Source organism: Streptomyces sp. TLI_105, from assembly GCF_900105415.1.
Lineage (GTDB): Bacteria > Actinomycetota > Actinomycetes > Streptomycetales > Streptomycetaceae > Streptomyces.
In genome coordinates, this window is the sequence record NZ_FNSM01000001.1 from 1,320,601 (window position 1) to 1,333,784 (window position 13,184).

Consider the following 13,184-nt stretch of genomic DNA (forward strand, 5'->3'; position numbering starts at 1 on the left):
CGCATCGGATGCCCGGATCCGGTCCGCCCGCTGACCGGTCAGGGCGAGGTGGTCCCCAACTGGCCCCGAAAACGGGTCAGGGGCCGTTTCAGATTGCTCTGAAACGGCCCCTGACCTGCGACTCTTCCGAGTCGGGACGACAGGATTTGAACCTGCGACCCCTTGACCCCCAGTCAAGTGCGCTACCAAGCTGCGCCACGTCCCGATGCGCGTCTCCGCGGGGTTTCTCCCGCGTCGCCGTGCAGGGAAAACATTACCTCACTCCGGCGGGTGGGATGACACACGGGCTGTCACGGCCTCCGGGGTGAGGTGGTCGACGCCGCAGGTGGCGGCCAGTGCGGTGGCTTCGGCGAGGGCTTCGGCGGAGCCGGTGGCGTGCGCGAGGTCGAGGCGGGCGCGGGCTTCCTCGTAGCGGGACGGCGACGCCGCGAGGTGCTCGACGGCCCGCTCCAGGAGGCGGCGGGACTCGGCGGGGTCGGCGAAGAGGGCCAGGCAGCGGAGGGCTTCGCCGAGGGCGGTGTGCGTGCCGAGGCGCTCCGCGTGGGCGTGGGCCTCGCGGGCTGTCCGGGCCGCGCGGTCCGGGTCGGTGGGCGCCAGGGCGCGGGCGAGGTCGAGCGGCCAGGGAGCCCAGACGATGTGGTGGCGGCCCCGGACGGTCAGGGCCTCGGCGGCACCCTCCAGGGTGGACACGGCCTCTTCGACGCGGCCTTCGGCGAGCAGCAGCCGGCCGAGGACGCTGGGGCCGTCCGGCAGCACGATCGCGCCCGGCCAGGGCGGCCCGAAGGAGTACCGGTCGGCGACGGCGCGCGCCTCGGCGGTACGGCCCCGGGCGACGAGGGTGTCGACGAGGAGGCAGGCGGTGTCCCAGTGGACGGGGAGGCCGTCGCCGACGCGGTCGGCCAGTCGGAGGCCCTCCTCCAAGTGGTGCTGCGCGGTGGGCAGGTTGCCCCGGCGCCGGTGGACCAGGCCCAGGAGGGTGTGGGCGAAGGCGAGGTGGGCGCCGCTCCAGCCGGAGATCTCGAAGGCCCGGACCGCCTCGCCGAAGAGGGCCTCGGCCCGGTCGGGGCGGTCCGCGAAGGCGTACGCGATGCCGGTGAGGGCCGGGATCTCGAAGCCCCATTCCTGATCGGTCCAGCTGAGGCCCCGGGCGGGTGCGCCGTCGACGAGGGCGAGGTCGCAGAGCCGTACGACCTCGGCGGCGGGTTCCCCGCGCATCATCGCGTCGAAGCCGCGGACGGTGATGAGGGCCCGCTCGGAGTTGTCGGCCCCGGTGAAGCCCGCGGTGAGTTCGGCGAGGCGGCGGGAGCGGTCCGGGCCGTCCGCCTCGGCGGCCTGGAACCCCTCGTACATGAAGTGCGCGCCCTGGAGCCGTCGTCGGCCGGTGCCGGGCGGCGTCCGGGCGTGCTCGACGGCGGCGGCCCGCGCGGCCTCCTGGAGCTGGTTGTTGTGGGCGAGGGCCTGGGCGAGCCGGAAGGTCGCGTCGATGCGCAGGTCGTCGTCGAGGCCGGGCAGGTCGAGCGCCGAGCGCAGGTGGCCGACGGTGGCGGCGGGCGCGGTGAGCAGGGAGGAGCAGCCGAGTTCGTACAGGACCCTGGCGTACGTGTCGGGGCCGGGCGGTTCGATCAGGGCCCGCTCCAGACAGCGGCGGGCCGCGTCGGGGGCTCCGACGGCGAGGTGCTCGACGGCGGCGGCCCGCAGTCGGCTCACGACCTCCTGGTCGTCGTCGGGGTGCACTTCGAGGAGGTGGCGGGAGACCGCGGCCGGTCCGTGGCCCGCCTGGGCGAGCGCCCAGGCCGCGCGCCCGTGCAGGGCGGTCCGTACGCCGGAGGGCACGGAGCCGTACACGGCGGTCGCGATCAGCGGATGCGTGAACTCCAGCGGAGGGACGGGCACGAGGGCGAGGCCGTTCCGGCCGGTCGGCGGCGTCGCCACGATCCTGGCGGCCCGGAGGCGTTCGGTGTCCTCGGCGACCTGCTTCGCGTTCATGCCGGTGAGGGCCGCGAGGAGGTCGGGCGTGCTGTCCGTGCCGAGGACCGCCGTCGCCCAGGCGAGCTGGGTCGGGCCGCTGCCGAGTTCCTCCAGACGGGCGACGAGTCCGCCGCCGCGGGTGCCGGCGCCGAGGTCGCGGAGGAGGCCGGCGGAGCCGGCGACGGGTTCGAGCATCCGGTCGCGGGCCTTGGCGAGCAACTCGACCGTCTCGTACGGGTTGCCGGAGGTCACCGTCCACAGTTCGCGGCAGAACGGTTCGTCCGCGTGCCCGCCGAGGACGTCCCGGGCGAGTGCGGCGGTGGCCCCGGAGGTGAGGGCGTGCAGGCCCAGGGTGAGGACGGCGCGGTCCGCGAGCGCGGCGAGCGTCGCGGACGGGCCGGGGCCCTGCGGCTCGCGCACGAAGGGGCGGTGGGCGAGGACGACGAGGGCGGGCAGCCGGCCGTCGTGCCGGGACCGGGTGAAGGCGTCGAGCCAGGCCAGGGATTCGGCGTCGGCCCAGTGGACGTCGTCCACGAGCAGCACCGGGGGCCGGTCCCGCAGCCGGTCCGCGAGGCGGTCCAGGAGCCGGGCGAGGCCGAGCAGCACGCCCTGCGGGTCGGCGGGCGCGTCCGAGGACGGCGGGGCGATGCCCAGCGCCGGGGCCAGGAGGTCGAAGTGGTCGCCGAAGAGCTGCCGCACCTCGTCGGCGTCGAAGCCGTCCAGGGCGGGCTGGAGCAGCTGGCGGGTGAGGTGGAAGGGGACGGAGGTGAGGGTCTCACCGCCGCGGGCGGTCAGGACGGTGCACCGGTCCCGGGCGGTGCGGTGTATCTCGGCGAGGAGCGCGGTCTTCCCTATGCCCGCGTCGCCCCGGTAGACGAGGATGCCGCCGCGCCCGGGGCCGCCGGCCCTGGCTCCGGCGACGAGTTCGCCGACGGCGTGGGCGGCCGCGGCGAGCTCCGAGCCGCGTTCCAGCAGACCGCCCCGTTCCGCGTCGGAGACGTCCGGCGCGAACGGCGTTGCGGGCGGCGACTGTTCGGGATCCGTCGGCACCGGTGACTCACTCCCCACACACGAACTGTTGGCATGACGCGTCCGGCACGACCCGCGCGGATCGGAACAGTGCCGGACCGACGAGCCTAGCGCTCGTGATCGTCCAGGGGGCGACAATGGAGGGGTGAACCGGACAACGGGTGACGAGGACGGGCGCGGCGGGGCCGGCGGCAGGGATCGTGACGAGGCGGGGCGCGCCCGGAGCGCCCGGCCGCGCGACGGGCTCGGCCGTCCGCTGCCGTACGGGGCGGAAGGGGTTCCGCGGCAGCCCGAGGGGGTCGTGCGCGGCCCCGACGAGACCCTGCGCGAGGCGCAGCGGCTGCTCGACGCCGGGATGCCCTTCCACGCGCACGAGGTCTTCGAGGACGCCTGGAAGTCCGGCCCGGAGGAGGAGCGGGACCTGTGGCAGGGGCTCGCCCAGCTGGCCGTCGGCCTGACGCACGCGGCCCGCGGCAACACGGCGGGCGGGGCCCGGCTGCTGCGCCGGGGCGCCGGCCGCCTCGCCGGGAGTCCGGTTCCCGAGGCGTACGGGATCGATGTCGGCGGACTCGTGGCCTGGGCGCGGGGGTTGGCCGACCTGACGGAGGGCGGGGCCGAGTTGGACGCCGCCGCCCAGGCCCCCCGGCTACGAACGAGCCGTCTCTAGTTCGCGGCGCAGTACGGACGTGTGGCTCGCGGACGGGTCCTTCGCGGCCGTCAGGAGGGTGACGGTCCCGCGGGCGGCGAGCTCCCGGAGCCGGTCGAGCGCCGTGGCGGCCTCCGGGGCGTCGAGCTCGGCCTCGTACCGCCGGCAGAACTCCTCGTACTCGCCCTCGGGGCCGTGGTACCAGCGGCGGAGTTCGGCGGACGGGGTGAGCGCCTTGGGCCACTCGTCGACGCGGGCGTCGGTCTTCTTGAGGCCGCGCGGCCAGAGCCGGTCGACGAGGACGCGCGTCCCGTCGTCGGGTGACGGGTCCTCGTAGACGCGGCGGACGCGGACGGCGGGGTTGCTTGCGGCCATGGCTCCAGGGTGCGGGACGGAGCCGGGCCCCACGTCCCCGACGCGCGGCGCGGAGCCCGTCTCGCGCGGAGCCGGTCTCAGCCCTCGACGCCCAGGGCGGGGAGGAGGACGGCGTCGACGAAGGTGCGCATGGTCGAGGCGTCCGCGAACCGTTCCTCGAAGAGCCGCTCGATGCGGAGCATGCCCATGAAGCAGGGGGCGACGAATCCGATCGCCGGGTTGTCGGCGTCGACCTCGCCGCGCTCGACCGCCCGCGCGACGACGGCGTCGATGGCCGCGACCTCGGGGGCGATGACGGTCTCGCGGAGGGCGGCGCGCAGGTCGGGGTGCTGGATGTAGGCCTGGGCGACGGCCTCCATCAGCTCGGCGTCCCGCTCGCGCCGGGAGGCGGCGACCCGGGCGGCCTCGCGCAGGTCGCCGGCGAGGGTGCCGGTGTCGATGCCGGCGAAGACGATGCAGCGGCGCTGGGCGAGGGCGGCGGTCACGAGCTGGGGTTTGGTGCCCCACTGCCGGTAGAGCGTGGCCTTGCCGCACTTGGTGCGGGCGGCGACGCCCTCCATGGTCACCGAGTCGTAGCCCCCCTCGCGGAGGAGGCAGAGCACGGCGTCGTAGAGCTCCGTCTCCCGCTCCGGCGTGATCTTGCTGCGACGGGCTGCGGCGGTCGCGGCCTCTGTGGACATCGATCCTCCCGGACACCTCTGTCTCTGCACATACGAGAGTAGGGGGTGCACAATCGAGACGCAAACGTATCGAGACGCTTGCGTCTCGATGAAAACGGATCTAGGCTCACTCCGTTTGCTGACGATTTGACGGATTAGAGGGCCGCGCGATGGCTGTCGGGACAAGCGGGATACGAGGACCACGTCCTGCAGGACCGGGGGTGCTCCCCACCCCCGGCCCCGCCAGGCAGGACGGGCACCGGGAGGACGCGGGAGCCGCTCCCGAGCCGGAACCGGACCTCGGACCGGCGCCCTCGCCCGCGTCGCCGCCCGCGGCCGCCCGGCCGCCGCTCCTGCGCGAGCTCCTGCTCGTCACCGCGCTCTTCCTCGTCTACAAGTTCGGCCGGCTCTTCGCCAACGGCCACGAGACCCGCGCCTTCCGGAACGCCGACCACGTCTGGGACGCCGAGCGGGCGATCCACCTGCCGGGCGAAGGAACGATCCAGCGGCTGCTCCTGCACGGAGAACCGCTGATCCAGGCGGCGAACACGTACTACGCGGCCGTGCACTTCCCGGCCACCATCGCCTTCCTCGTCTGGCTGTACTGGCGCCGCCCCGCGCACTACCTGTGGTCGCGCCGGGTGCTGGCCCTCGTCACCGGCGCCGCGCTCGCGCTGCACCTCCTGATGCCGCTCGCGCCGCCCCGGATGCTCGCCGCCTCCGGACTCGTCGACACGGCCCGCGTCTACGGCCCCTCCGTCTACGGGGCGACGCCGGAGACGGACTCGATGGCGAACCAGTTCGCGGCCATGCCGTCCCTGCACTTCGGCTGGGCCCTGATGGTCGCGATCGGCCTGATCGCCGCCACCCGGTCCCGCTGGCGGGTGCTCTGGCTGCTGCACCCGCTGCTCACCCTGCTCGTCATCATCGGCACCGCCAACCACTACTGGTTCGACGCGCTCGCCGCCGCCGCGCTCCTCGGCCTCGCGCTGCTCGCCGTCCGCGTGCCCGGCCGCCCGACGGCACTTCCACCCGTCCCCCGCCCGCTCGGTGCGGCACCCCTCCCGGTCGGAGCCCTGCGATGAACCCCGCCGCCGGTACCGCGCTCGCGGTGCTCCTCTCCCTCGTCTCCGCCGCCGGGTACGCGCTCGCCGCCGTCGCCCAGGCCCGGCTCGCCGCCGCCTCCCCCGCCGCCCCCGATGGGCGCGGCGCACTGCGCGCCCTGCTCGCGCGCGGGCAGTGGTGGTGGGCGGTCGGCCTCAACGCGGCCGGAGCCCTCGCCCACGTGGCCGCCCTCCACTACGGGCCGCTGACGCTCGTCCAGCCGCTCGGCGCGCTGACGCTCGTCGCGGCGCTGCCCCTCGGCGCGTACTGCGCACGGCGCCGGGTGACCCGTACCGAATGGCGCGGGGCCCTGTGGACCCTGGGCGGACTCGTGGGGCTCGTCGCCGTGACCGGGCCCACGGCCCCCGGCGAGGCGCTCAGCCTGCGCGAGTCCCTGATCGTCGCCGCGGCGACCGCGCTCCTGATCGCCGCCCTGGCCTCCGGACGGCTGGGCGGGCGCGAGCAGGGCGGGACCGGCGGCCCGGCCGCGCGCGGGCTCGGGCACGCCACGGCCTCCGGGATCGCCTCGGGCGTCGCCTCGGCGCTCACCCAGACGCTGACGGCCGCACTCGCGCTCGACCTGCCCGGCGCCGAACCGACCTGGTGGCAGACCGCGCTGCTCGCGGTGCTGATATCCGGCTTCGCCACCGGCGGCCTGCTGCTGTCCCAGACCGCCTACCGGGGCGGGCTCGCGGCGCCGCTGGCCGTCGTCAACCTCTCCAACCCGGCGGCCGCCGCGGTGATCGGCGTGGCCCTGCTCGGCGAGACCTTCCGCGCGGGCGTCTGGGGCTGGCTGATCGCGGCCGCCGCCTCGCTGGTCGCGGCGCGGGGCGTGGTCCTGCTGACGAAGGGCGGACCGACGGCACCGGAGCCCGCACCGGCAACCGGGCCCGCACCGGCTCCCGTGTCCGTACCGGCGGCAGGTTCCGGGGCCCCGAGTTCGGCGCTGTCGCCTTCGGCCCCGCCGGGCGGGGCGGTGCTGCTCCCGGCCGTACCGGCCCCGGCGGCCGCCACGGACGCGCGGCGGGAGCCGGCGGCCCGCGCCACCGCGTTCGGGGCGCCCGAGACGGAGCCGTTGCCGACGCCGATCGCGGGCTGAGCGCGGCGGGCGCCGGGCGGCGGCCGGCCCCTGGCGGGGGCGGCGAGGACGTCGACGCCGGACGTGGGCGACCGTGGGGGACGCCGAGCGTGGGCGACCCCGTGGGCGCCGGGCGACTGCGGTCGGTGGTCGGTGGTCGGTGGTCGGTGGTCGGTGGTCGGTGGTCGGGCGAGGTTCCGCGCACGGGCCGCCCCACGCTCCCCGAATTCGTCATCTTGACGACAACTCCCACGACCCCCTATCGTCAACATGACGACAAGGGGGTTTCCATGGCCGACATCACCCGGCGGGCCGGCTGGCGCCATCTGCGCTCCGCGCCCACCGCCCACATCCGCCACCAGCGCCGCGGCCGGCTCGTCCACGACGGCGAAGGACTGAGCTTCTGGTTCCGGCCGCTCACCGCCGCCCTCTCCGAGGTGCCGGTGAACGACCGCGAGCTCGCGATGGCCTTCCACGCCCGCACGGCGGACTTCCAGGACGTGAGCGTGCAGTCCACCGTCACGTACCGGATCGGCGACCCGGGCGCGGCGGCCACCCGGCTCGACTTCTCCATCGACCCCGACACGGGCGCGTGGCGCGGCGCGCCGCTGGAGCAGATCGCCACCCTCCTCACCGAGACCGCCCAGCAGCACGCCCTCGACGTCCTCGCCCGCACCACGCTCGCCGCCGCGCTCGTGGACGGCGTGGCGGCCGTACGCGACCGCATCGCGGCCGGACTCGCCGCCGAGCCGCGCCTTCCGGACACCGGCATCGAGGTCGTCGCGGTCCGTGTGGTCGCGATCCGGCCCGAGCCCGAGGTCGAGCGTGCCCTGCGCACGCCCGCGCGTGAGCAGATCCAGCAGGAGGCCGACCGGGCCACGTACGAGCGGCGCGCGGTCGCCGTCGAGCGGGAACGCGCCATCGCCGAGAACGAACTCGCCAGCAAGATCGAGCTCGCCCGGCAGGAGGAGCGGCTCGTCGAACAGCGCGGCACCAACGCGCGTCGCGAGGCCGAGGAGAACGCGGCCGCCGACGCGGTGCGGGCCGAGGCCGAGGCCGCGCGGAAGGTCCGGCTGGCCCGGGCCGAGGCGGAGGCGGCACGGGAGGTCGGCGAGGCGCGCGCCGGAGCGCAGTCCGCGTGGCTGCGGGCGCACGCGGAGGCCGACCCGGCGACCCTGCACGCCCTGGCCGTGACCCGGGCGGCGGAGAACCTGCCGCGCATCGAGCACCTGACGCTCTCCCCCGACGTGCTGACCGGACTGCTCGCCAAGCTGGGCGGCGAGGGCGGGGCGCGGCCGTGAGCCTCGCGCCGCGCGCGGTGCTCGTGCACCGGACCACGGAGTACGAGGAGCTGCTCGCCCGGCACGGCACGCACGGGCAGGCCGCGTTCTTCCTCTCCGCGCGCGGCCGTTCCGTCGACGCGGTGCGCGAACGGCACGAACGCGCCCGGCGGGCGCTCGCCGAGGTCGCGGGCGCGGTGCCGCTGACATGGCGCCAGACCCGGGTCGAACGCGCCGACCTGGACCGGTTCCTGTTCGGGCCCGAGGACGTCGTCGTGGTGGTCGGACAGGACGGACTGGTCGCCAACGCGGCGAAGTACCTGACGGGGCAGCCGGTCATCGGCATCGACGCCGACCCCGGGCGCAACCCGGGCGTCCTGGTCCGACACCGCCCCGACCGGGCGCGACGGCTGCTGCCGTACGCGGCGGGGGCGGGGGCGGCGGTCGACGAGCTGACGATGGTCGAGGCCGTCACCGACGACGCGCAGCGGCTCCTCGCGCTGAACGAGATCTACGTCGGGCCGCCCGGCCACCAGACCGCCCGCTACACGCTCGGACTCGACGGTACGGACGCCCCGCCCGAGCCCCAGGCCTCCTCGGGCGTCCTGGTCGGCACCGGCACGGGCGCCACGGGCTGGCTCCGCTCCCTGTGGGAGCAGCGGTCCAGCGCGCTCGCCCTGCCCGCGCCGGCGGACGCGCGGCTCGCCTGGTTCGTCCGCGAGGCCTGGCCGTCGCCGACGACCGGCACCACCCGCGTCGAAGGCCTCCTGGAGGAGGGGCGGGGCCTGCGGCTCACCGTCGAGTCGGACCGCCTGGTCGCCTTCGGCGACGGCGTGGAGTCGGACGCGCTCGAACTGACCTGGGGCCAGACGGTCCGCCTCGCCGTCGCACCCTCCTGCCTGCGCCTGGTGCACTGAACGCCGCCCCCTGCCCTGGGCACGCACCCGCCGGGGCGGCGCCCACCCTGGCGCGGGCTGCGCCCGCTGGGCGGTGCTCACCCCGCACCCCCGTCGCGGGCACGCCCGCTGAGGCGGTGCCCACCCCGTCGTGGGCAGTCGTTCCGCCGGGGCGGTGCCCACCCCCACACCCGCCCACCCCCGTTGTGGGCAATCGTTCCGCCGGGGCGGAACGGGTGGGCACAACGGACGGCGCCCTTGCCGGCGCCAGAGGCTCCCGCGCCTGAACCCGCACCGACAGGTACGGCGCACCCGTGGTGCGGGTCCAGGCGCGGAACGCGGAGGCGCCGCTGAGGGCGCCGTCCCGTGTGCCCACCCTCCCCCAAGCTCTCGGCTTCGCTCGAGCAGGGGGGACCCCCTCGCCCCAGCGGGACGACTGCCCACACGGCGGGGGCCGGGGAGCACCGCCCCGCAAGGCGCGCGCCCACACGGGCGGATGGGAACCGCGCGGCGGGTGGGCGGGGGCGGGACGACCGCCCACACGGCGGGGACAGGCCCGCCGGGCGCGCGCCCACACGGCGGGTGGCGGGGGGGCCGCCCCGCAGGCACAGCCCGCGCGGCGGCCTGAATCGATCGGCAAGGGGCGGCGGCAGGGCGGCACGGCGTTATGCTCGGCGCGCTTTGCCCGGGTTCCGACTGCTCGGGCCCCCGCCCGGCCGTCGAAGGACACCCCATGACCTCCGCCCCCTCCGGTTCCCTGTCCGTCTCGTCCGCCACGCCGCAGGACTGGGCACTCGTACGGTCCTGGGCCGCCGCGGAGGGGTGGAATCCCGGACTCTCCGACGTTCCGGCCTTCTTCGCCCAGGACCCCGCCGGCTTCTTCCTCGGCCGGGTCGACGGGGAGCCCGTCTCCGCCATCTCGGTGGTCAACTACGACGACTCCTACGCCTTCCTCGGCTTCTACCTCGTCCGCCCCGAACTCCGCGGCCTCGGGCACGGACTGGCCACCTGGCGGGCCGCGCTCGCCCACGCCGGCGGCCGGGCCGTCGGGCTCGACGGGGTGCCGGCCCAGCAGGACAACTACCGCCGCTCCGGCTTCACCACGGCCTACCGCACCGCGCGGTACGTGGGCGAGGTCCCGGCCCCCGAGCGCCCCGTGGCCGGCGTCGTGGCCGCCGAGCAGATCGATCCGGCCGCCCTCGCCGCGTACGACGGCGTCTGCCACCACGCCGACCGGCCCCGGTTCCTGAGCACCTGGCTGACCACCCCCGGCCATCGGGCGCTGGCCCGCGTGACCGATGGCCGTTTGACCGGATACGGCGTGGTTCGTCCCGCCCAGGACGAGGCCCGGGTGGGGCCGTTGTTCGCGGACACGCCGGCGGACGCCGCGGCCCTGCTCGACGGTCTCGCCGCCGAGGCGCGGGAGTTCGGCGCCGCCCGTATCGCGGTCGACATGCCGGAGGCGAATCCGGCGGCGGCCCGGCTGGCCCAGGACCGTGGTCTGGAGCCGACGTTCGAGACGGCCCGGATGTACACGGGCCCGGTCCGCCCCGTGGCACGGGAGCGCGTCTTCGGCGTCACCACGCTCGAACTCGGCTGACCCCGCCGCCCTCCGCACCGGCGGGGAGGGGAAGGGACCGGCCCCGAGCCGACGGCCTCCCTGCCGCGATCGGTCCGCGCGGACCGATCCGCACGGACCGATCCGGGCGAACCGCTCCGCACAGACAGATCCGGGCGAACCGATCCGGGCGAACCGGCCGCCCGAGCGCCTCCGCGCCTCCGGCCCGGCCTCCGCGCTTCCCCTCCCCCGCCAGGCCCCGCCGCCCGCGCCCGGACTCCGGAGCGACCCCCTCCGCGCCCGCGCCCGCGGCCTCCGCAACGCCCCCCTCGTCCCCCTCCCCTCCCCGGACCCCCGCCGCCCCCTCAGGGGTGACAAGGGTTTTCCCCGTATCGGGTTCACCCCCCCGTTCCCTACTGTCCTCCGCACCGGCAGATATCATCCCCCGAGCGCACCATGACAGGTGCATGCGGAGGGTGCTGTCCGCCGGTGGCGGCCTTGACCCGGGCCGTCGCGCCGGTGGCGGCGCACGGGCCCCCCAAGCCCAGGGAACCTCGGACGCGACCCCACTTCGCCCCGCGCGTCCCCGCGCCGCCGCCACTGCTCCGCAGTCACGTCGTACTCGAAAGGGCCACACCTTGAACGGTTCCAGGCGGAGAGTCATATCCGTGGTCGCGAGCGCCGCGATCCTCGGTGCCGCTGCCATGACTTCCGGGGCGTTCGCCGCCACCCCGGTCGCTGCCACCCCGAAGCCGGTTCCGGCTTCGCAGACGATGCGGGCGCTTCCCAACGCCCCCGTCGAGAAGGTGATCGTCACCTACAAGAGCCGGACCCCCGAGGCCGGTTCCAACACCGCCGCGAAGAGCGACACGGCCGAGAAGGCCGCGAAGACGGGCGAGAAGCTCTCCTTCGAGCGCCGCCTCGCCGGCGGTGGCGCCCTGGTGAACCTGGGCGGCAAGGCGACCAAGCAGGACGTGACCGAGGTCATGAACGCGTTCCGCGCCGACCCGGCCGTCGCCTCGGTCGAGCCCGACATCCGCGCCTACGCGATGGCGGTCACGCCGAACGACACCGACTACGCCAAGCAGTGGGACCTCTTCGAGCCCACCGGCGGCATGAACGTTCCTGCCGCCTGGGACAGGACGACCGGCTCCGGCGTCACCGTCGCCGTCATCGACACCGGTTACGCGGCCCACTCGGACCTGGCGACCAACATCGTCTCCGGCTACGACTTCATCTCGACCTCCGCCGACGCCCGCGACGGCAACGGCCGCGACGCGGACCCGAAGGACGAGGGCGACTGGAACGCCACCGACGGCGAGTGCGGCACCGGCTCGACCGCCTCCAACTCCTCCTGGCACGGCACCCACGTGGCCGGCACCATCGCCGCCGTCACGAACAACACCAAGGGCATCGCGGGCATCGCGTACAACGCGAAGATCCAGCCCGTGCGCGTGCTCGGCAAGTGCGGCGGCTCGTCCTCCGACATCGCCGACGCCATCACCTGGGCCTCCGGCGGCACCGTGCCGGGCATCCCGGCGAACCCGAACCCGGCCAAGGTCATCAACATGAGCCTGGGCGGCGCGAGCTCCACCTGCCCGAGCGTCTACCAGACCGCGATCAACGGCGCCGTCTCGCGCGGCACCACGGTCGTCGTCGCCGCGGGCAACAGCAACGCCAACGCCTCCGGCTTCACCCCGGCGAACTGCACCGGCGTCATCACCGTGGCGTCGACCAACCGCGCCGGCTCCCGGTCGTACTACTCCAACTACGGCACCATCGTGGACGTGGCCGCGCCCGGCGGCGAGACCCGCAACGCCACGGACACGCCCGGCACCGTCACCACCCCCGAGAACGCGATCTACTCCACGCTGAACTCGGGCCTGACGACCCAGTCGACCGAGACGTACAAGCCCTACCAGGGCACCTCGATGGCCGCTCCGCACATCGCCGGTCTGGCCGCCCTGCTGAAGTCGGCCAAGAGCACGCTCACCCCGGCCGAGATCGAGTCCACGATCAAGAACACCGCCCGCCCGCTGCCCGGCACCTGCACCGGCGGCTGCGGCACCGGCATCGCCGACTCCGCGAAGGCCGTGGACGCGGTCCTCAACACCACCCCGCCGGCGGGCAACGTCTTCACCAACGCGACGGACGTGGCGATCCCCGACAACACCACCGTGTCGTCCTCGATCGCCGTCACCGGCCGCACGGGCAACGCCCCCGCCACCCTCAAGGTCGGCGTGGACATCAAGCACACCTGGCGCGGTGACCTGGTCATCGACCTGGTCGCCCCCGACGGCACGGTGCGCAACCTGAAGACCTCGTCCTCCTCGGACAGCGCCGACAACGTCCAGACCACCTACACGGTCGACGCGTCGAGCGAGGTCGCCAACGGCACCTGGAAGCTCCAGGTCCGCGATGTGGCCTCGGGTGACACGGGCTACATCGACTCGTGGAGCCTCACTTTCTGACGCACCGCCCGCACCACCTCTGAACCACCCCCCACATCAGCATCATTGCTGGTCAGCGACGCGCCCGTGGTCTACACCACTGGCGCGTTCTGGCGTTGTGGGAGCGCGCCCGGACCGTGC

10 protein-coding genes and 1 tRNA gene are annotated in these 13,184 nt (G+C 75.3%); 7 read left to right on the forward strand and 4 right to left on the reverse strand.

Annotated elements, in window-relative coordinates; translation table 11 throughout:
- Positions 1 to 131: 131 nt before the first annotated feature.
- Both BLW86_RS06015 and BLW86_RS06020 read right to left on the reverse strand, forming a co-directional pair.
- Positions 132 to 205 (reverse strand) — tRNA-Pro (locus BLW86_RS06015).
- A 53-nt stretch (positions 206 to 258) separates the two neighbouring features.
- Positions 259 to 2,943 carry an ATP-binding protein gene (locus tag BLW86_RS06020; protein WP_093878517.1) on the reverse strand — a complete coding sequence of 895 codons (2,685 nt, stop codon included), beginning with the start codon at positions 2,941 to 2,943 and terminating at the stop codon, positions 259 to 261.
- A 199-nt stretch (positions 2,944 to 3,142) separates the two neighbouring features.
- On the opposite strand from BLW86_RS06020, the gene BLW86_RS06025 reads away from it, so the two are divergent.
- Entirely contained in the window at positions 3,143 to 3,664 is a 522-nt protein-coding gene (locus BLW86_RS06025) for a DUF309 domain-containing protein (RefSeq protein ID WP_093873052.1), read from the forward strand.
- Here the strand turns inward: BLW86_RS06025 and BLW86_RS06030 are convergent.
- Positions 3,644 to 4,018: a DUF488 domain-containing protein gene (locus BLW86_RS06030; protein WP_093873053.1), complete on the reverse strand. Its 375-nt coding sequence runs from the start codon at positions 4,016 to 4,018 to the stop codon at positions 3,644 to 3,646. The genes BLW86_RS06025 and BLW86_RS06030 overlap by 21 nt on opposite strands.
- A 77-nt stretch (positions 4,019 to 4,095) precedes the next feature.
- The gene (locus BLW86_RS06035; protein ID WP_093873054.1) at positions 4,096 to 4,698 is read right to left on the reverse strand and encodes a TetR/AcrR family transcriptional regulator; all 603 of its coding nucleotides are present in this window, start codon (positions 4,696 to 4,698) and stop codon (positions 4,096 to 4,098) included.
- A gap of 200 nt (positions 4,699 to 4,898) precedes the next feature.
- Between BLW86_RS06035 and BLW86_RS06040 the strand changes: the two genes are divergently transcribed.
- The 6 genes from BLW86_RS06040 (at position 4,899) to BLW86_RS06070 (ending at position 13,064) form a co-directional block, all read left to right on the forward strand.
- On the forward strand, positions 4,899 to 5,762 hold the full coding sequence (locus tag BLW86_RS06040; protein ID WP_256341235.1) for a phosphatase PAP2 family protein: 864 nt from the start codon (positions 4,899 to 4,901) through the stop codon (positions 5,760 to 5,762).
- Positions 5,759 to 6,880: a DMT family transporter gene (locus BLW86_RS06045; RefSeq protein WP_093873055.1), complete on the forward strand. Its 1,122-nt coding sequence runs from the start codon at positions 5,759 to 5,761 to the stop codon at positions 6,878 to 6,880. The genes BLW86_RS06040 and BLW86_RS06045 overlap by 4 nt, the downstream gene beginning before the upstream one ends.
- A 269-nt stretch (positions 6,881 to 7,149) precedes the next feature.
- Positions 7,150 to 8,160: an SPFH domain-containing protein gene (locus BLW86_RS06050; protein ID WP_093873056.1), complete on the forward strand. Its 1,011-nt coding sequence runs from the start codon at positions 7,150 to 7,152 to the stop codon at positions 8,158 to 8,160.
- Positions 8,157 to 9,056: an NAD(+)/NADH kinase gene (locus tag BLW86_RS06055; RefSeq protein ID WP_093873057.1), complete on the forward strand. Its 900-nt coding sequence runs from the start codon at positions 8,157 to 8,159 to the stop codon at positions 9,054 to 9,056. The genes BLW86_RS06050 and BLW86_RS06055 overlap by 4 nt, the downstream gene beginning before the upstream one ends.
- 712 nt (positions 9,057 to 9,768) lie before the next feature.
- Positions 9,769 to 10,635, forward strand: a complete 867-nt coding sequence (locus tag BLW86_RS06060) for a GNAT family N-acetyltransferase (RefSeq protein ID WP_093873058.1) — start codon at positions 9,769 to 9,771, stop codon at positions 10,633 to 10,635.
- Between the two features lie 626 nt (positions 10,636 to 11,261).
- Positions 11,262 to 13,064, forward strand: a complete 1,803-nt coding sequence (locus BLW86_RS06070) for a S8 family peptidase (protein ID WP_177181572.1) — start codon at positions 11,262 to 11,264, stop codon at positions 13,062 to 13,064.
- Positions 13,065 to 13,184: the final 120 nt, after the last annotated feature.